The sequence below is a fragment of the Haloarcula argentinensis DSM 12282 genome (assembly GCA_000336895.1).
Classification (GTDB): Archaea; Halobacteriota; Halobacteria; order Halobacteriales; family Haloarculaceae; genus Haloarcula; species Haloarcula argentinensis.
This window is the reverse complement of the sequence record AOLX01000022.1, coordinates 215995-233031: the sequence shown is the minus strand read 5'-3', so window position 1 is coordinate 233031 and position 17037 is coordinate 215995. Positions and strand designations below refer to the sequence as shown.

21 protein-coding genes and 1 pseudogene are annotated in these 17037 nt (G+C 63.5%); 10 read left to right on the top strand and 12 right to left on the bottom strand.

The window, feature by feature from the left end; genetic code table 11:
- Nucleotides 1-351: pseudogene (locus C443_RS13065) on the top strand (DUF6517 family protein); the annotation flags it as partial.
- Nucleotides 352-393: 42 nt separating this feature from the next.
- On the opposite strand, the gene C443_RS13060 reads toward C443_RS13065, so the two are convergent.
- The 3 genes from C443_RS13060 to C443_RS13050 form a co-directional block, all read right to left on the bottom strand.
- A complete protein-coding gene (locus C443_RS13060; RefSeq protein WP_005536925.1) occupies nucleotides 394-2289 on the bottom strand; it encodes a carbon starvation CstA family protein in 1896 nt (631 codons plus the stop codon).
- A 175-nt stretch (nucleotides 2290-2464) separates the two neighbouring features.
- Nucleotides 2465-3439: an ArsA family ATPase gene (locus C443_RS13055; protein WP_005536924.1), complete on the bottom strand. Its 975-nt coding sequence runs from the start codon at nucleotides 3437-3439 to the stop codon at nucleotides 2465-2467.
- The gene (locus C443_RS13050; protein ID WP_004959670.1) at nucleotides 3439-3735 is read right to left on the bottom strand and encodes a hypothetical protein; all 297 of its coding nucleotides are present in this window, start codon (nucleotides 3733-3735) and stop codon (nucleotides 3439-3441) included. Before C443_RS13050 ends, C443_RS13055 begins: the two co-directional genes overlap by 1 nt.
- 145 nt (nucleotides 3736-3880) lie before the next feature.
- Between C443_RS13050 and C443_RS13045 the strand changes: the two genes are divergently transcribed.
- Nucleotides 3881-5167 (top strand): CobW family GTP-binding protein, encoded by a 1287-nt coding sequence (locus C443_RS13045; protein WP_005536923.1) that lies wholly within the window; start codon nucleotides 3881-3883, stop codon nucleotides 5165-5167.
- Here the strand turns inward: C443_RS13045 and C443_RS13040 are convergent.
- From C443_RS13040 to C443_RS13030, 3 genes are all read right to left on the bottom strand, one after another.
- A complete protein-coding gene (locus C443_RS13040; RefSeq protein ID WP_005536922.1) occupies nucleotides 5164-5370 on the bottom strand; it encodes a hypothetical protein in 207 nt (68 codons plus the stop codon). The two genes, C443_RS13045 and C443_RS13040, sit on opposite strands and share 4 nt — an antisense overlap.
- Before the next feature lie 100 nt (nucleotides 5371-5470).
- Nucleotides 5471-5884, bottom strand: coding sequence for an SRPBCC family protein (locus C443_RS13035; RefSeq protein ID WP_049944051.1), 414 nt, complete (start codon nucleotides 5882-5884; stop codon nucleotides 5471-5473).
- Between the two features lie 30 nt (nucleotides 5885-5914).
- On the bottom strand, nucleotides 5915-6229 hold the full coding sequence (locus tag C443_RS13030; protein WP_005536918.1) for a hypothetical protein: 315 nt from the start codon (nucleotides 6227-6229) through the stop codon (nucleotides 5915-5917).
- A 123-nt stretch (nucleotides 6230-6352) separates the two neighbouring features.
- On the opposite strand from C443_RS13030, the gene C443_RS13025 reads away from it, so the two are divergent.
- Nucleotides 6353-6565, top strand: coding sequence for a hypothetical protein (locus C443_RS13025; protein WP_005536916.1), 213 nt, complete (start codon nucleotides 6353-6355; stop codon nucleotides 6563-6565).
- Nucleotides 6566-6618: 53 nt separating this feature from the next.
- Here the strand turns inward: C443_RS13025 and C443_RS13020 are convergent, their stop codons facing one another.
- Together C443_RS13020 and C443_RS13015 are read right to left on the bottom strand one after the other, a co-directional pair.
- Complete coding sequence (locus C443_RS13020; protein ID WP_005536915.1) at nucleotides 6619-6990, bottom strand: cupin domain-containing protein; 372 nt, start codon at nucleotides 6988-6990, stop codon at nucleotides 6619-6621.
- A gap of 50 nt (nucleotides 6991-7040) precedes the next feature.
- Nucleotides 7041-8429: a hemolysin family protein gene (locus C443_RS13015; protein WP_049944050.1), complete on the bottom strand. Its 1389-nt coding sequence runs from the start codon at nucleotides 8427-8429 to the stop codon at nucleotides 7041-7043.
- 98 nt (nucleotides 8430-8527) lie between these two features.
- Here C443_RS13015 and C443_RS13010 point away from each other — a divergent pair, with 98 nt between their 5' ends.
- From C443_RS13010 to C443_RS13000, 3 genes are read left to right on the top strand one after another with little or no spacing between them, the layout of a single operon-like run.
- Complete coding sequence (locus C443_RS13010; protein WP_005536911.1) at nucleotides 8528-8806, top strand: glutathione S-transferase N-terminal domain-containing protein; 279 nt, start codon at nucleotides 8528-8530, stop codon at nucleotides 8804-8806.
- Nucleotides 8806-9315, top strand: a complete 510-nt coding sequence (locus C443_RS13005; protein WP_005536910.1) for a redoxin domain-containing protein — start codon at nucleotides 8806-8808, stop codon at nucleotides 9313-9315. Before C443_RS13010 ends, C443_RS13005 begins: the two co-directional genes overlap by 1 nt.
- A gap of 2 nt (nucleotides 9316-9317) precedes the next feature.
- Nucleotides 9318-9902 carry an L-threonylcarbamoyladenylate synthase gene (locus C443_RS13000; protein ID WP_005536909.1) on the top strand — a complete coding sequence of 195 codons (585 nt, stop codon included), beginning with the start codon at nucleotides 9318-9320 and terminating at the stop codon, nucleotides 9900-9902.
- 34 nt (nucleotides 9903-9936) lie between these two features.
- Here the strand turns inward: C443_RS13000 and C443_RS12995 are convergent, their stop codons facing one another.
- Nucleotides 9937-10599 (bottom strand): CRISPR-associated protein Cas4, encoded by a 663-nt coding sequence (locus C443_RS12995; protein ID WP_005536908.1) that lies wholly within the window; start codon nucleotides 10597-10599, stop codon nucleotides 9937-9939.
- A gap of 118 nt (nucleotides 10600-10717) precedes the next feature.
- Nucleotides 10718-11338, bottom strand: coding sequence for a hypothetical protein (locus tag C443_RS12990; RefSeq protein WP_005536907.1), 621 nt, complete (start codon nucleotides 11336-11338; stop codon nucleotides 10718-10720).
- 143 nt (nucleotides 11339-11481) lie between these two features.
- Here C443_RS12990 and C443_RS12985 point away from each other — a divergent pair, with 143 nt between their 5' ends.
- Nucleotides 11482-13569, top strand: coding sequence for a (Fe-S)-binding protein (locus tag C443_RS12985; protein ID WP_005536906.1), 2088 nt, complete (start codon nucleotides 11482-11484; stop codon nucleotides 13567-13569).
- 46 nt (nucleotides 13570-13615) lie between these two features.
- Nucleotides 13616-13819 (top strand): hypothetical protein, encoded by a 204-nt coding sequence (locus C443_RS12980; protein WP_005536905.1) that lies wholly within the window; start codon nucleotides 13616-13618, stop codon nucleotides 13817-13819.
- A gap of 110 nt (nucleotides 13820-13929) precedes the next feature.
- Here the strand turns inward: C443_RS12980 and C443_RS12975 are convergent, their stop codons facing one another.
- On the bottom strand, nucleotides 13930-14679 hold the full coding sequence (locus C443_RS12975; RefSeq protein ID WP_005536904.1) for a potassium channel family protein: 750 nt from the start codon (nucleotides 14677-14679) through the stop codon (nucleotides 13930-13932).
- Between the two features lie 72 nt (nucleotides 14680-14751).
- The gene (locus C443_RS21760) at nucleotides 14752-14889 is read right to left on the bottom strand and encodes a hypothetical protein (protein WP_005536903.1); all 138 of its coding nucleotides are present in this window, start codon (nucleotides 14887-14889) and stop codon (nucleotides 14752-14754) included.
- A gap of 178 nt (nucleotides 14890-15067) precedes the next feature.
- Here C443_RS21760 and C443_RS12970 point away from each other — a divergent pair, with 178 nt between their 5' ends.
- Nucleotides 15068-15796, top strand: a complete 729-nt coding sequence (locus C443_RS12970; protein ID WP_005536902.1) for a competence/damage-inducible protein A — start codon at nucleotides 15068-15070, stop codon at nucleotides 15794-15796.
- A gap of 46 nt (nucleotides 15797-15842) precedes the next feature.
- Complete coding sequence (gene hemB, locus C443_RS12965) at nucleotides 15843-16823, top strand: porphobilinogen synthase (protein WP_005536900.1); 981 nt, start codon at nucleotides 15843-15845, stop codon at nucleotides 16821-16823.
- The last annotated feature ends 214 nt before the right edge of the window (nucleotides 16824-17037 follow it).

Below are 17037 nucleotides of genomic sequence, written 5' to 3'. Positions count from 1 at the left end.
CCATCAGAGATGTGTATAAGAGACAGGTTCGGCCTCCTGACCGCCCCGGCCGTGCGAGTCGTCGACCAGCCCGAGGTCGTCCGTGACCCGCTGACGGCGGTGGACAGCGCCCGAGTCGTTTCGCTTGCGATGGATACCGATGTGGACGCCGTTTCGGAGTGGCGCGAACGCGGCTCAGAGGCGCTTCTCGGGACCGAAACGACGCGGACGACAGCGACAGCAACGATCAACGGCAGCGAGCGCGACCTCGCCCGGGTTCGTGTCCGTGCCGACGAAGACTCGGTGACGGCGATAGCGACTATCTCGGATGACGCCGCGACGCCGTTCGGCGCGGTCACGCGGGACGCGTAACTGTCGCTATCGACAATAAAAAAAACGGAGAAGTCGTCGCGGTCAGTCGTCGCCCGGCTCGACAGCACCGGCGCGACCACGGTCACGGACCGTACTGATGTTGTCGTAACCTTTCTTGACCAGCGCCAGCGCGAGGCCGATGAGGACTAAGGCCAGTACTATCTGGACTACTGAGGAAGCGATGGCCGCAGTACTCTCTGCACCGCCCTGAATGAGGTTCTGGTAGAGGTTGCTGTAGAACGCCAGCCAGGACAGCCCCAAGATAGTGATAGTCGTCATGATGGCCATCGGGACACCTGTGGAGTACAGCTGCTTGCTGTCGTCCCAGTTCGCGAGCCAGACAGTTGCGGTCAGCAGCGCCAGCGCCGCGAGCAGCTGGTTCGCACCGCCGAACAGGGCCCACAACGTGAGCCACTCGCCGGAGATGACCATCAGATAGGCCGGGATGGCCTGCACGAGCGGGTTCGTGTAGCGGCCGCGTCCGATTTCGCCGAGGGTCGAACGGATGCCACCACCGACGTTGAAACCGGAAGACGTCTCACCCGCCTGGAGGCCGACAATATCCTCCATCATGTACCGACCGAGTCGGACGGCCGTGTCCGTGGAGGTCAGCAGGAAGCTCACCAGCACGAGCGCCATGAACGGCGCGCCGAAGCTCTGAGGGATACCGAGGCTGGTGAAGATGATGCCACCACCCGTCGCGAAGTTTGGCAGCGCGTTCCCGATACCGCCGCCAGCGGCAGATTCGGCGAAGCCGGCCACGGCGAGCGTTGACAGTGCGACGGCGGCCAGCAGTCCCTCACCGAGCATCCCACCGTATCCGATAAGGCGGGCGTCGGTCTCTTTGTTCAACTGCTTGGCTGTCGTTCCGGAGGACACCAGCGAGTGGAAGCCACTGATCGTCCCACAGGCGATTGTAATGAACAGCAGCGGGAACAGCGGTGCGAGGCCAGCGCCCTCGATACCCCAGAAGCCGTTGAACGCACCCATCGAGTCCGCGATGACCAGCGAGCCGGTCTCGGTGGCAGCCGTGCCGAAAATCGTGCCCACGATGACAGCGACCAGCGAGCCGCCAACGCCAGCGTACAGCAGGAATGACGACAGGTAGTCACGCGGCTGGAGCAGTACCCACACCGGGAGCGCGCTCGCAATGCCCGCGTACACCATGATTATCGGCACCCACGCCGCACTGTTGGGATTCGTCGCAGATGCCCCAGGTATCCACTGCCCGCTGCCCAGACCCAGAACGTCCGCGAGCACAAGCGTGCCTGCGGGGTAGCTCGCGTCGCCGACGGCCGGGAACAGCGCGAACGGGTACTGAATGCCTGCGTACACTCCGGCAAACACCAGCGTCACGAACACGATGGTTCCGGGCAGGAACGGCCCGTTCAGTTGATAGAGGTACACACCCAGTAGCAGGGCCAGTACAATGTAGACGGTGCTCGCAGTCGTCACCTGTGGGTACGCATCGAACACAATGGCTACCACCAGCGCGAACACTCCGACAACGAGGATAATCGTCAGGAACGCGAACCACAGCAGCATGTTCTTCCCACCCTCGCCGACGTACTCACCGACGATGTAGCCGATGGACTTCCCCTCGTGTCGGAGCGACCCCGACAGGGAGACGAAGTCGTGGACGCTGCCCATCAACGGGTTGCCGATGGCGATCCACAGCAGTGCGGGAACCCATCCCCAGATGGCCCCCGCAGTAATCGGTCCGACAATCGGTGCCCCACCCGCGATACTGGAGTAGTGGTGACCCAACAGTACGGGTTTTTTCGACGGTACGTATTCCTGCCCGTCTTCGTACTTATGCGCCGGTGTCTCGTTCTCGTTGTCGAGTTCGAGGAACCGCGCGAGGTACTTCGAATACCCCAGATACCCCACGCTGAACGTCACCAGTACTGCCAGGACGATCCAGATTACCTGTGTCATGTATGTGCATGAATGGTAACCAACATCAAGCTATTAATAGTTATTATATTTTTCTTATACTTCTCAACTCCGTCAGAATACGCTCGGTCACACAGCTTCGACTATCAACGAAAAATCTAATATCCGATTACTTATCGGTTATGCGCGGCCCACACATGAGCGGCTGGCCGCCGGCTCAGACGAACGTCGGCACCTCAGCGGCCGTCTCGACGTCGAGTTCGGCTGCGACATCGTCGAGCAGGTCGCCTTTCACCTCCGCCGTACGGGTCGTGATTTCCGCGACTAACGGCGGGTCGAGCGTCTCACGGACCTCCTGTAGCCGTTCGTTCTCGGTGGCGACGCGGTCTCGGAGGTAGCGAGCCCCGCGGCCGTCCTCGTCGGGGTCCGGTTCGGGCGTGAGCTTGTTCGCGACGAGCCCCCGAACCGAGAGGTCACGCTCGCGCATCTCGGCGATGGCGCGCCGCGTCTCGTTGACCGAGAGCTGGTCGGGGTTGAGAACGAGGAAGAAGGCGGCGTCGGCCTCCAGCGCGCCGCTGGCGAACTCGAAGAACTCCTTGCGGTCCTGCAGGCGGGCCAGCACCGGGTCGCCGTCCATCACGCGCCGGGGTTCGTTGTTGCCGATTGCGGCCTTCTCGAAGAGGTCAATGCTCTTCTCGCGTTTGTGCATCAGTCGGTCGATCCATCCTTCGAGGAACTCCGGCAGGCCGAGCAGGCGGAGCGTACTGCCGGTCGGCGAGGTGTCGAAGACCACCCGGTCGTACGGGTCGGCGTTTCGCATCACGTCGACGAAGCGGTCGAACAGCGCCGATTCGTAGGCCCCCGGCGTCTGGTGGGCCATCTCTAGCTGCTGGTTGATTTCGTTGACCATCGCCGCCGACACCTGCTCGGAGAGGTCGTTACGGATGCCGTTGAGGTGGCGCTGGGTCTCGGTTTCAGGGTCGATCTCCATCGCGTCGAGGCCATCAATACCCTCGACGGATTCCGGGTCGTCGCTGAACGACTGGTCGAACACATCCGAGACGGAGTGGGCCGGGTCCGTCGAGACGACGAGCGTATCGAGGCCCGCTCGCGCGGATTTCACTCCGTAGGCACAGGAGACAGTGGTCTTGCCGACACCGCCCTTGCCGCCGAAGAAGACGAACGGCTCCATCAGAAGTGGTACTGCTGGCCCTTGCGTTCGATGTACGACCCCCGGTCCCACAGCCGCCGCTCCCAGGCTTCGAAGGTGTCTTCGAGGTACGGCAGCAGTTCGGCGGTGTAGTACGACACCGGCGACGGGATGCCGAAGGCGTCGGGGAAACAGGCCAGCATGAACGCGTCCTCGATGTCCTCGGCCTCCTTCTCGATTTTCTCGTAGGCCGGGTGCGTTATCATGCCGTGGTACAGTCCGCGGGCCCACTCCCGCAGTGTCCGGCGAAAGCGCTCGATTCGGTCGGCCAGTTCCATCGTGGGTCATGTGTGCGAGAGGCACAGAGTAAAAGCTGTCGCAGTTACCCGTCGATAGTACCCAGCCGTGGTGACGGGCCAGCGGTCGTGTTTGACCGCCGGAAACGAGGCGCGATTTGAAGGGAGCCGGCCCACAACGGGAGGTATGCGCGACACCCTTCCCGTCACGATTCTTTCCGGGAGCCTCGGGGCCGGGAAGACGACGCTACTGAACCATCTGCTGACTGAGGCCGGTGACCGCGACATCGCCGTCCTCGTCAACGACATGGGAACCGTCAACGTCGACGCGGAACTCATCGCCGAGGGGTCCGAACTCGACGTGGACGACGGCGTCGCGGAGCTATCCAACGGCTGTATCTGCTGTGAGCTACAGGACGACCTCGAAACGGCAGTCGTCCGGCTGGCGAGCGACCGTGACTTCGACGCGCTCGTCGTCGAGTCCTCGGGCATCTCCGAGCCAGCGCCCGTGGCGCGGCTGTTCACCACCGAATCGCGCGTGGCTGCGCTGTATCGGGTCGACACGCTCGTGACGGTGCTGGATACGCGATTGTTTCTCGATTCCTTCGCCGGCGAGACGCCCGAGCGCCGGGGGGTCGTGGAAGCGAACGCCGGTGGAGACAGCAACGACACAGCGGCTGACGACACCGACCGCCCGCTCTCGGACCTGATGGTCGAACAGGTCGAACTCTCGAACCTCGTCGTGCTGAACAAGACGGACCTCTGTACGGACGAGGAACTGGACGAAGCCGAGGAACTGGTGGGGGCGCTCCAGCCCGACGCCGAGACCATCCGAACGACCTTCTCACAGGTCGACCCCGACCAGCTGTTCGACCGCGCGCTGTTCGACCAGAACGAAATCAACGACTTGCCGGGCTGGAAGCGAGCCCTGGCCGACGCCGGGCATAGCCACGGCGAAGACAGCCACGGCCAGGAAGCCGAGACCCACGAGGGCGACAGCGGCCACGGACACGACGGCCACCACCATCCCGAGGAGGTGTACGGCGTCACCTCCTTTACCTATCGCCGCCGCCGACCGTTCCATCCCGACCGACTCGCCGACGTGCTGCGGGACCTCCCGTCGGGTGTCGTCCGCTCGAAAGGGACCGTCTGGCTGGCGGGTGCAGAGCTACGGGTCGTCATCGGGCAGGCCGGCCCCTCGATACGGGCGGAAGCACAGGGGCCTTGGATTGCGAGTCTGCCCGAAGTCGAGCAGGACATGTACCGCTCGAACCGGCCGGACCTCGACTGGCACGACGAACACGGCGACCGACGGACGGAACTGGTGTTCATCGGAACTGACTACGACGAGGACGCCCTTCGGACCGCGCTCGACGACGCGCTCGTCACGGACGAAGAATGGACGGACAGCGAGTCGCTCACCGGACCGTTCCCGGCGGAACAGGGCGATGAGACGGTGATACGGAGCCCCTAGCAGGCGCAGTCACGACCGGCCGCGCGCTCGAAGCGCATCTCCTCGCCACAGTCCGGACAGACCGGCTCGCCCTCCGGTTCGACGTCTCTGATACGAACGCCACAGTCGTCACACCAGTACGCCCCTTTCGACCCATCGTCGGGGCGGGACTTCGTCTCCGGCTGTGAGGTGAGTGCCTCCTTGACGCTGTCGAGAATACTCATGATTGTATGTGTAGATTAGAGCTACTAAACGTATCGTGGTTGTGCGCAGTCATCTCACGGGCATCGACGAATCAGCCGAACAGTCGAGCTATCGACCGGTTCAGCCCCCGGGTACGTCGGCCGCCAGTTCCTCGATCGCTCGCTCTATCTCGTTACCGCGCTTCCAGGCGGCGATGCGGTCAGCGAAGGGGAGTGGCAGGTTCAGCGAGACAGTCGACCGCATCGTGAGCCGGGACCCGTTCTCTTCCGGGGTTACGGTAATCTGCGTCTCTAGGTGGTCGAACGGGCCGACCTCGCCCTCGGCGGTGTACCGGAGCCCATCGTCCCGGGATTCGAAACGAAGCGGGACAGACATTCCCGGGCCAGCGGCGGTGACGAGCGTTCCCGTATCAGTCTCTTCGACGGCCGTTACTGTGAACGTCCCTTCCGCCGCGACAACCGCTTCCGGCGAGAGCGTGCGGTGGACAGCTGGCGGCCGCGCCATCACGAACCGAGAGCGTTCGACCTCGCGCATACCAGTCCACATGCGCACCGGGGTGGTAAATCACAGGGCCAGCGGAGCCGAGACGCCGACCAGCAAAACAGCGAAGCCGACGCCGATGTAGATGAGGCGCTGAAAGCGAAGCTCCGGGGCGATCTGTACCGAGGGCGGCGGCGCAGTCCAGACCAGTCGGTGATACGAAACGGCGGCGACAGCGACGGTCCCGGCTGTCGAAACGGTCAGACCGGCCCACACCGGAAGCCCATAGGCGAGGCCGTACAGCGGGCCGACGGAGAACAGCAACATCACCGCCGTCGCGGTGCAGACGAGAAACGGGACCGGGTCAACCGGATCCCCATGGCGATTTGGAATCTTCATGTGTTGTGTTAGGCTCCGAATGTGTTTAGTTGCGCGACTTGGCCGCGCCCGGCTAGAGTTAGCGGAGCGAACGCACCGGGGACTGCCAAAGAGCTAAGGGGAGTCCCGTTCGTGTTCGTGGGCATGAGCGACGCGAACGGGTTTGAGGAGGGGGCGAGCGGGTCACAGGGTGACCCACGGGTACTTATCGCGATGAACATTGTGCTCTCGACAGTGTTTTCGGCCACTCTCGTCTGGGGCCTGAGCGTCATCGGCGCGGCGGAACTCACGGCGATCAACGTTGCGACCGGCGCGATACTGCTGTTTGCGCTGACCTACGCCATCACCCTCCAATAGCGGTCCGACGTTACGCCCCAGTAGCGTTCTGCGGTACGACTGTGACCCCCGACTTACTCGGGGTCGTAGGGATGGACATCATCCACCGCGGGTGCACCGACGACGAGCGTCCGCACTGGTTCGGTCGCCGACTCGGGGTTGTGCGCCCGCTGGGGGCTGTCCGGTTCGACGACGAACGCCTCGTCTTCCTCGACTTCGTAGGTTCCGTCCGGCGTCTCAACAGCCAGCGTCCCAGAGAGGACGTAGAACAGTTCTTCCTGATTGTCGTGATAGTGGTACGCGAGCGGAATGTCCTCGCCGGGGGAGACCTCGTAAAGGTTTACGGCCGCATTTTCGAGGCCAGCTGCATCACTTATCGACCGCTGGACGCTGGGTCGGTCCGGTGTCGGTTCGATGTCGTCGACCGCGAGGTGATGATAACCCATGTCATCCCTGTCGGCGGCAACCGACCTAAAACAACTGCTCCCGCAGGTGCTCAGTCCGAGGCTTCTTCGGCGTCGACCGGCTCCGTCTCATCGGTTTCGAGGCGGACGACGCGAGCCTTCATGATACGCGTGTTCTCGACCTGTTCGACGCGGATTTCGACGCCGTCGTAGGTGATAGTCTCGCCCTCCTCGACCAGTCGGCCCGCCCGGTTGAATATGAAGCCGGCGATGGTTTCGAACTCCTCGCCTTCGGGCAGGTCCAGGTCCAGCGCTTCGTTGACCTCCTCGATGTTGACCTCACCTTTGACTGTGACCGTGTCGTCGTCGACGTACTCGATGGGCTCTTCCTCTTCGCCTTCGAGTATCTCGCCGACGATCTCCTCTGTCAGGTCCTCCATCGTCACCAGCCCCTCGGTGGTCCCGAACTCGTCGATGACGATGACCATGTGGAGGCGCTCGGCCCGCATCTCGGTCAGGAGGTCGTCGACGTTCTTTGACTCGGGGACGTGCAGGGTCGGCTCGATGAGGTCCTCAAGCTCCATATCGCGGGCCAGCGCCTCGCCGTAGTTGAGGTCCCGAACGAGGTCGCGGATGTGGATGACGCCGATAACGTTGTCCAGACTTCCCTCGTAGACCGGAATACGGGCGTGTCCGCTCTGGATACACGTCTCAAGGGCCTCCTCGACGGATGACTCCTTGGCGACGGCGGTCATGTCCAGCCGCGGCGTCATCACTTCCTTGGCGATGGTGTCGTTGAACCGGAGCGTGCGCTGAAGCATCTCCCGTTCGTCCTCGTCAAGGACGCCCTCGCGCTCACCTGTCTCGATAATGTCCTGGATCTCTTCGCGGGTGACATAGGAGGTCTCGATGGCGGAACGGCCGCCGGTGATCTTGTTGACGACGCGAGTGAGGTAATCAAACAGCAGAATAAGCGGGAGCAACACCCTCTCGGCGGCCTTGAGCGGCTTGGAAATGCGCAGCGCCCACGACTCGGTGTTCTCCACCGCGTAGCTCTTTGGCGCGCTCTCACCGAACAGGAGCACGATGGCGGTGACCCCGAACGTCGCGATGGCGACAGCCAGCCCCTGGCTCTCAACATACATCGCAAGGAGTCCAGTAGCGATGGACGACATCGCGATGTTGACGAGGTTGTTGCCGACGAGAATCGTCACAAGCAGACGGTGGGGGTCTGATTTGAGTTGTTTGAGCGTCTTCGAACCCGGAACGGCGTCCTCGACGAGCGCTTCCGTCCGGTGTGCAGGCAGCGAGAACATCGCAATTTCTGAGGACGAGAAGAACGCTGAGAGGACAACCAGTGCGACGAGCGTGACAATACCAGCGACGAGCACCGCGTCCTGCGGTATCGGGACGCCGACGATTTCGACGCCCTGCAGCATCGCTGTAGACAGCTCAAACGGCGCAGGTGGATCCAGGGCCATCAACGGTCGAAATTGTAATGGGCGGGGATTAAGACTTGTCATGGAGGGGTTGCCAGCGAAGCCCTTACCCGGCTTTCACGCGTATCGCCGTATAGAGTATGAGCGAGTCCGACATCACGCTGTACCGGTTGCAGGCGTGTCCCTTCTGCGAGCGCGTCGTTCGGAAGCTGAACGAGTACGGTCTCGATTACCAGTCGCGGTTCGTCGAGCCGATGCACGCCGACCGCGACGTGGTCAAGCGACTGTCTGGCAAGCGAACCGTCCCGGCCATCGTCGACGAGAACACCGGCGTCACGATGTCCGAGAGCGCGAACATCGTCGCGTATCTGGAACGGACGTACGGCGAGGGTGAGGAGACCGCATGGGGTGTGGCCTGATGGACCTCGACTTCGATATCGTCGATCTCGACCCGGTCGATCATCCCGAAGAAGGCGACACTGCGCCGGATTTCACACGTCCGCTCGTCAACGACGAGTTCTGGGAAGACGAATCGCTCGCGTCGGTCTGTGCCGACAGCGACCGTGTCGTCCTCGTGTTCCACGCGATGGACGGCGCGTTCCCGGCGACGTACATCTGGAACGAGATCCGCGACCGCGCGTGGCACGAGCAGGCCACCGTTGTGGGCGTCTCCATCTCGACGCCGTACGAACACAAGCAGTTGCTCGAAGAGCGTGAAATCGAGGGAGACTACCGACTGTTCTCGGACCCCGCCAACGGCGTCGCACAGCAGTACAGCATCGACATGGACCTCGACGGAATGGCCGGTGTCGAGGAGCCGCGTCCGTCGGTGTTCGTCCTCGATAGCGACCGGACTATCGAGTACGCGTGGGTGGCGCAGGAATGGCCTGACTTCCCGGACTACGACGAAGTCGAAGCCCACCTCTAACGATGGCGACAGTCGACGACGCCGCGACGGCAGTCCGCAACGGAGAGCTTGTCGTCTATCCCACGGAGACGGTGTACGGCCTCGGCGCGGACGCGCTCGACGCTGCTGCCGTCGAACGGGTGTTCGAGGCGAAGGGCCGCGAGCGCGACAAACCGGTGTCGATGGCCGTTCCCGACGTCGAGTCCGCTCGCGAATACACGCGCCTGAGCGACCGTGAACTGGCGTTCATGCGGGAGTTCCTCCCCGGTCCGGTCACTGTCGTCGTCGAACGCCGCGACGCGGTTCCGGACGTGCTGGTCGCTGGTCGAGACCGCGTCGGGGTCCGGGTCCCTGACCACGACCTCGCGCTCGAACTGCTCGCCGAAACCGGGCCACTCACCGCAACGAGCGCTAACATCTCCGGGAATCCAAGCGCCCGCACCATCGACGACCTCGACGCGATCCGTGAACGTGCTGCCGTCGTCCTCGACGCCGGCGAGACCGACGGCGGGACCGGTTCGACGGTCGTGAACGTCGACAGCGGAACGATTCATCGCCGCGGCGCACGCGCCGACGCCGTCGAGTCGTGGCTCGACGACCGGAGCTGATACCCGCCCGGAACTGTCCGGGTGGCTGTCCGCCTTAGCGTAGCATTGACCGTAACGACCGCGTTTTCACCCCGCAGTCGTCGCTGAACTCACAGGGTTGGCACTTGGCGTCATTTCGAACCCGCCCCGGCGGCCCGTCGATGCTGTCGGCGGTTCTGACTGCCCGGCGGTAGACACCTGCTCGCCGTGCGTTCACGTCGATGCTCCGGATGACGCCGTACGCCGGATACTCGGCGTAGGCGATGTCGATGTCACGCTCGCGCTCCCAAGAGAGCGCCTTCGCAGCGGCGACCAGCCGCACGGTTTGGGGCTCCCAGACGCCCTCCTCCGGCGGCCGACCGGCGAACACGAGCGACGGCGCGGGACCGTCCTGTCCGGCGACGATCTTGTGTGCGATCCCGCGGGCGTCCTTCCCTTCGAGATACGCGTCGGTCGCCGTCGGGGCGACCAGCGCGTCCCAGTCAGCCAGCCGCTCTCGAAGCCCTCTGAGGCGGTCGCGATACTCGTCCGGTGCCACTTCGATGGGGGCTGCCAGCAGGGCGGCATCATCGGTCAGCAGCCGCTCGTACTCGCGGGCGAGCCGGCGAACCGACTCGATTTCGTCGGGAATCTCGCTCGCCCCGTCACGGCGGCGGTAGTAGAGCTTCCGCGGGCAGTAGGCGGCCGTTTCCAGTTCCCTGAACGTGTGGGTCGGCATGGCTCTGCGTGGTCGTGTTCCACTACAAGAAGGTTCGGCGCGCCGCTGGCTGTTGAAACAACTGCGCAGTTGGCTACCCCAGCCACGACTGGAGACGACTACAAAAGGTATCCGAGGGTCACATCGACACGTCAGCGCCGGAATCCAGCGAGTCGATGTCCTCGGTGGCCTCGTCAAGGCCGTCATTGCGGAGGGCGGCGGCGTGCTGTGTCGACAGCCCGGCGTCAGTAAGCACGTCCTCGAACTCGCTCTGGAACCGGTGGGAGACACGGCGGGCAGCGTCCTGTGCGGCGACGACGCGCCGGTAGTGGGCGGCCCAGGACTCGTCGATATCGAACTCGGCCGCGAGTTCGGCGACTGACGGGTCGTCGGCAGCGACGCGACGGCGGAACTCGGGCAGGTCAAACGGTGCCTCTGTGTCCGCCTCGCGGAGGAGATGCAAGTCCAGTCGCGCCTCGACCACGTCGGACCCGTCTACGCCGATTTCGGCTGCGATAGTTCCGTCGTCGCCGCCCTCGTAGAACAGTCGGACCACTGTTACCAGGGATTCGTCGTCGAGGTCAGTCCGGAACTCGTATCGCTCGCGCATCCGCGCGATGACATCACCGAGTCGATCCGCGACACCGGCCTCGTCAGTATCGGCCAGGGACCCTCTCGACGCCTCCTGAGACTCCGTCACAGCCTCCTCGTCGGAGACGTCCATGAAGATGTCACGGAGTTCTTCGGTCTTCTCGTCCATCGAACATGAGACTACTTCTGGGGAGTGATATATCTGTCGGATGGGTAACGTAACGTGAGGAAACTTTCAACAGTTGCCAAATTCTCGCAAGACTGCGACGGGGCGTGGCAAGATTTAAGCGGACACGCAGCACGTGTTAGCGTATGTCATCTATACTCCAGACGACCACGCGCCCGACGTTCTGGCGTATCGGCGACGTGGGGAAAGTGCTGTTCTACTATCTGGCAGCGCTCGCCGTCATCGTCTTTCTGTACGGTGTGTACAACCGTGTCACCCGCTATGCCCAGGGCAGCGAGGACCCTTTCGAGCGACTGGACGAACTGCCCCAGCGGACGGTTGCAGCGGCGCAGTTGGCGCTGTCAAATCGGAAGCAGTTGGACCGCGACACCGTCGCTGGCGTGATGCACGCGTTTGTCGTCTGGGGCTTTCTGACGCTGCTCATCGGAACGACGATTCTAGGTATCGATATCGACCTCTATCGACCGTTGACCGGTGAATCCTTCTTCGTCGGCCAGTTCTACCTCTCCTATTCGTTTGTCATGGACGCGATGGGGCTGCTGTTCGTCGTCGGCGTCGGTGTCGCGCTGTGGCGACGCTACGGCCGCAAGCTTGACCGCCTCCACGACCGCCACACCTCCCGCGAGGACGACCTGTTTCTGGGCGCGCTGTTCGTGCTGGGCGTCGGCGGCTACCTCACTGAGGGCATTCGGATTCTCGGCACCTCGACGGTCCGGGATGTCTCCTTCGAGACGGTGAGCTTCGTCGGCTGGTCAGTCAAGGAAGTACTCCTCACGGCTGGGATGACACCGGAGATGGCAGCGGGCGCGTACCCCTTTGTCTGGTGGAGCCACTCGCTCGTCGCGCTGTGGTTCGTCGCCTGGATCCCCTACGCGAAGCCGTTCCACATGCTCTCGTCGTTTGCCAACCTCGTCGCTCGCGACGAGAAGGCCGGGGTGCGACTACCCGGCGTGCCAAGCGACGCGAGTCCCGACGAGATCGGCCCTAGCGACATCGACGACTTCTCGTGGAAACAGTTGCTCGACCACGACGCCTGCACCAAGTGTGGCCGGTGTTCGTCCGTCTGTCCGGCGAAGGCATCCGGGCGGCCGCTGGACCCGCGGAACGTTATCCTCGACCTGAAACGCTACCGCGAGGAGCGCGATGCCGGTGGCGAGGACGTGCCGATCATCGCCGACGGCGGTACCTCGGTCATCGACGCCCACACGATGGAGTCCTGCATGTCCTGTATGGCCTGTATGGACGCCTGCCCGGTCGACATCGAACACGTCACGCAGTTCACCGAAATGAACCGTCGACTGACCGAGGCCGGTGAGATGGACGAACACGTGCAGGACGCGATGATGAACGTGTTCCAGCACGGCAACACCTTCGGCGATCCCGAGCGCGCCCGGCCGGACTGGACCGACGACCTCGATTTCGACGTTCCGGACGCTCGTGACGAATCGGTGGAATACCTCTGGTACGTCGGCGACTACCCCAGCTACGATGAGCGCAATCAGAAGATAGCACGCGCGCTGGCACGCGTCTTCGAGGCCGCCGACGTTGATTATGGCATCCTCTACGAGGCCGAACAGACCGACGGCAACGACGTGCGCCGCGTCGGCGAGGAGGGTCTCTACGAGATGCTCGTCGAGGACAACGCCGAAGCGATTCTGGACTGTGAGTTCCAGTCCATCGTCACGGCGGACCCCCACGCCTACAACACGTTCATGAACGAGTACCCCGAGTTCGAGGCCTGTGAGTGGGGCGAAGACGACGTGTTCCACTACACGCAGGTCGTCGCCGATCTCGCCAGTGCCGGCGCGCTCGGCCTCTCCGGGACTGAACTCGACTACACCGTCACATACCACGACCCGTGCCACCTCGGGCGGTACAACGGCGAGTTCGAGGCCCCGCGGGACCTCATCCGCGCGACCGGGGCCGACCTCCACGAGATGCCGCGCAACAGGGACGACTCCTTCTGCTGTGGCGGTGGCGGTGGCGGCCTCTGGATGGACCTCGAAGAGGAGTCGAAACCCAGCGAGGAGCGTCTGCGCGAGGCCCTCGAAGACACCGAGGCGGGCGCGGCCGTCGAGAAGTTCGTCGTCGCCTGCCCGATGTGCATGACGATGTACGAGGACGGGCGCAAGACCGGCGGGTACGAGGACGACATCGAAATCGTCGGTGTGACGGAGTTGCTCGCTGAAGCGGTCAGCGAAGAGAGAGTCTGATCGCTCGGATATAAATTTCCAAGTAGCTGAAATGAAAAGGCCCACCATGGCCTTCCTCCAGATCCCGGGATTGCCCGGCGCAACGGAACTTATCCTCATGGTAATCGTACTGGCGGTGTACATCGGACTGCCAGCCGCCGGCATGATACTCATCTACAACTTTCTCGACGGCAAACGCGGCTACGAGAAGCGCATTTCCGAACTCGAACGCCAGGTCGAGACACTCGAATCCGAGCTATCCGATGAGTAACGACTGACCCGGTATCTTCCATTTGTTGACTTCCTGAGACAGATACGAACGTCGAACTGATGCCATCGGCGTGACCGAACTGCTGACACAAGCGGGCAGCGAAACCTGAGTTACAGCCGTTCGCAGACCTGTTTCCCGCTCACCACCTCCGGGATTATCACCTCATCCGCCCCGACGCGGCGGGCCACGGTCTCGTCCTGCTGATCGCCGGCGCGAACGATGAGCCGGACCGTGGGTGCAAGCTGGCTCGCCAGCACCGCGATCTGGATGTTTGCGTTCGTGTCGTCGATTGCACCGATGACCGTGTCGGCTCGCTTGACACCCGCATCTGTCAGCGCGTCCTCGCGGCTCGCGTCGGCCTCAAGCGCGAGGTGACCGTCGTCGAGCGCCCGTTCGTACTGTTCCGACTGCTGCTCGATGACGACCACCCGGGTATCCGTATCGCCGATCTGCTCCGCGACGGTCTGTCCGAACGTCCCGTAGCCACAGACGACGACGTGATCGTGCAGGTCCTCGATTCGTTGAGCGATTTGCATGCGTGTGAGTTCCGTCTGAATCTGGCCGCCGAAGGCCGCCGACAGCGCTGTCTCACCAGTCCACAGACCGGCGACGACGAGACCGGTCAGCACTACGATGGCGTAGCCCTTGACCAGCCTCGCAGGCCCGTCGTGGTTCTGAAAGTGGAGTTCGATGCTCGTGGGGTCAAGCAGCCAGAACAGCGCGTTGACGACGCCAACCCCGCCGAACGTGACGAAACCGACCACGCCGGCGACGACGAGCGCGACGAACGCGAGAACCGGTTTCGAGAGTTGCCGGAGCAACGACCGGTCCGTGCCTGTACTGCTGTCGCTGCGTTCCATTGCTGTAGCTGTCTGTCAGATATCACGACACAGCGCCGCCAAACCCGGCGCTGACGTGGTTCGCCGCCGAGCTCAGTCTGTCAGTGTCTCGGCGGGGGATGTGTGTTGCTCCTCGACGGGCGCGGCGTCGCTGCGGTCCGTGTTCGCCGCGCGGTTCCGGTCCGGGTAGACCCGTTTGACACAGTCCGTACAATTGGTGACAAGTACCATACCCCGTGGTCAGGAGAGCTATCATATGTATGTTGCCGGAATATGGCTAGACTAAAATTAATGGCATAATATACCATTAAGATGTATCCAGGTTCAGGCTGGCGGTCGCGTCGATGACCCGATTCGTCGCTGCTTGCCAGCCAAACGCTTAACGCCACCAGACACCCACAGCGAAATAATGGAGGTCGCACTGGTCACTGTCGGTGACGAACTGCTCGCTGGCGACACGGAGAACACGAACGCGTCGTGGCTGGGCCGCCAGCTCACGGCCGCGGGAGCCACCGTCACCCGCGTCCTGACTGTTCCCGACGAGGAGGCGGTCATCGCCGACGCCGTGGCCCGATATCATGACGCCTTCGACGGGGTCATCGTCACCGGCGGTATCGGCGGAACGCCAGACGACATCACGAAAGCCGCCGTAGCACGAGCGTTCGACCGCGACCTCGTCGTTCCCGATGACGTGCGGGCACACCTCGAGGCGAAAGCCGAGCGCTTTGCCGACGATAACCCCGAGATGGTGGACCGGTACGACATGGACCTAGACCTCGATGCGTGGGCGTCGGTCCCCGAGGGTGGGCAGGCACTGCTGACCGACGAGAGCTTCGCCGCCGGCTGTGTCATCGACCGCGTCTACGTCCTGCCGGGTATCCCCGAGGAACTGAAGGCGATGTACGAGACCATCGCCGACGAGTTCGACGGTGACCGGACGACAGAGACGATCCACACACCTGCACCCGAAGGTGCGCTCGTCACCCACATCACGGCGGCCCGCGAGCAGTTCGCGGTTGCTGTCGGGAGCTACCCGCGCAAGGACGACGCACCGGGACGGGTGAAGATTACCGGCGACGACCCGGCGACCGTCGCCGACGCGGCGGCCTGGCTCCGCGAGCACATCGAGACGGAGTAGGTCGGTAAGCGGTGGGTTCATGCCGGCCACGGACTGAAGTGGCGGTATGAACCTGACACAGCGCCCGCGTCGCCTTCGAACCGATGGCGTACGACCGCTGGTGCGTGAAACGGAGGTCACAGCGTCGGACCTCATCGCCCCGGTGTTCGTCGACGCGACGACCGACGAGCGCGTCCCCATCGAGACGATGCCGGGCCACGAGCGCGTCCCCGTTGCGGACGCCGTGGATCGCGTCGAAGAAGTTCTCGAAACCGGCGTCGAAGCGGTGATGCTGTTCGGCGTCCCGGAGTCGAAAGACGAACGCGGGAGCCGGGCGTGGGCCGAGGACGGCGTCGTACAGGAGGCCACGCGCCGAATTACCGGCGAAACAGACGCCTACGTCATTACAGACGTGTGCCTCTGTGAGTACACCGACCACGGCCACTGCGGCGTCCTCGAAGACGATGCGGCCGAAGACCCGCGGCTGACGGTGCGCAACGACGAGACGCTCGACCTGCTGGGGAAAATCGCCGCGAGCCACGCCGCGGCCGGAGCCGACATGGTCGCGCCGTCGGGGATGATCGACGGCATGGTCGGCGCGATCCGGGAGGCACTGGACGCCCAGGGCGACACCGACGTGCCAATCATGAGCTACGCCGCCAAGTACGAGTCGGCCTTCTACGGCCCGTTCCGGGACGCCGCCGACGGCGCACCGGCCTTCGGCGACCGGCGGCACTACCAGATGGACCCCGCGAACGCACGCGAGGCCCGCCGTGAGGTCGACCTCGACGTCGAGCAGGGCGCGGACGTACTGATGATCAAGCCCGCGCTGCCGTATCTGGATATCGTCAAAGAGGTCCGAGAGTCCTACGACCACCCCGTCGCCGCCTACAACGTCTCCGGCGAGTACGCGATGTTACACGCCGCAGCCGAGAAGGGCTGGCTCGACCTCGAAGCGGTCGCTTACGAGTCGCTGCTGTCGATCAAGCGCGCCGGCGCGGACCTGATTCTGACCTACTTCGCCGAGGACCTCGCAGACGAACTATAGCTCGGTGACTTTCGAGTTAGTACGCTGTACACCCGGAAACCCCATCTGAAGCAGGCCGATCAATCTGGGATGGGTTGGACTGAAAGGGGCCGAGCGCTACGAGGGCGAACACAGTGAGCCCTCGCATCGCGTGAACGGGGGAACAAAGTGACCCGTGAACGGAGGGCGAGTCTGACGACAGTAGCACCGCAGCGAAGCAAGGAGCGCACCGAGT